The sequence below is a fragment of the Streptomyces sp. C genome, assembly GCF_000158895.1.
GTDB lineage: Bacteria > Actinomycetota > Actinomycetes > Streptomycetales > Streptomycetaceae > Streptomyces > Streptomyces racemochromogenes.
In genome coordinates, this window is sequence record NZ_GG657750.1 from 1,652,695 (window position 1) to 1,653,523 (window position 829).

Below are 829 nucleotides of genomic sequence, written 5' to 3' on the forward strand. Positions count from 1 at the left end.
CAGCTGGCGGTACCGCAGGTCGGGGGCGGGGCTGAGCAGGCCCGCTGGCGTAGTCGTGGATGTCGTAGGCGCCGCTCGCGGTGAGCAGGGTCCCGTCGGGCATCAGGACGGTGCTGTCGCCGGGGCGGCCGGCGGCGGGCGCGTACGAGGGGCCGGCGGCCGCGACGGGGTGCCCGAGCACGGGGAAGCGTTCCACCGCCGGGGGCCTGGTCCCCCACAGCGGCCCCGTCCCGCTCCCGGTGAAGGCCGTCCGGCGGGCGGCGGCCGTCTCCTGTTCGCGGCTCCAGGTCTCGGTCCAGGGGTCGAAGACCAGCGAGGGCCCGCCGCCGGCGGTGCCGCCGAAGACGCCGAGCCGGCCGCTGGGCAGGAGGGCGTGGCCGGTGCGGAAGAACGGGGCGCTCGCGGGCGGGGCGACCTTGGTGAACGACCCGGCCCCGGTGCCCTTCGCGGGGTCCCACAGGAACGCGCGACCGGTGCCGGTGTGCTCGAAGGAGAACAGCAGCACCTTGCCGGTGGGCAGCAGGGCGGTGTGCGCGCCGAAAGTCCGGGGAGTCGAAGTACTCGGTGAACGCGCCGTACACCGCCGGGCGGAAGCCCGCGTTCGCCCTGGCCTGAGACTCCGCCAGGGAGGCGAGGCGGGCCGCCCTGGCGTCGTCCGGGCGGTCGGCCTCGTCGCGGATCGCGAGGCGGGTCCGGGCGTGCGCCTCGGCGTGCTCAGGACCGAGGCCCCGCGACTCCGCCTGCGAGACCTCGCGGCGGACCCGCTCGCGCAGCTCGCCGGGGGCCTGCCGGGCGGGCGCGGCCGGATCCGGCGGCGGCGCGTCGTGGG

The 829-nt window shown here is 78.0% G+C and carries 1 pseudogene; it reads right to left on the reverse strand.

The window, feature by feature from the left end:
• A pseudogene (locus SSNG_RS41930) lies at positions 1 to 505 on the reverse strand (hypothetical protein); the annotation flags it as partial.
• Between the last annotated feature and the right edge of the window lie 324 nt (positions 506 to 829).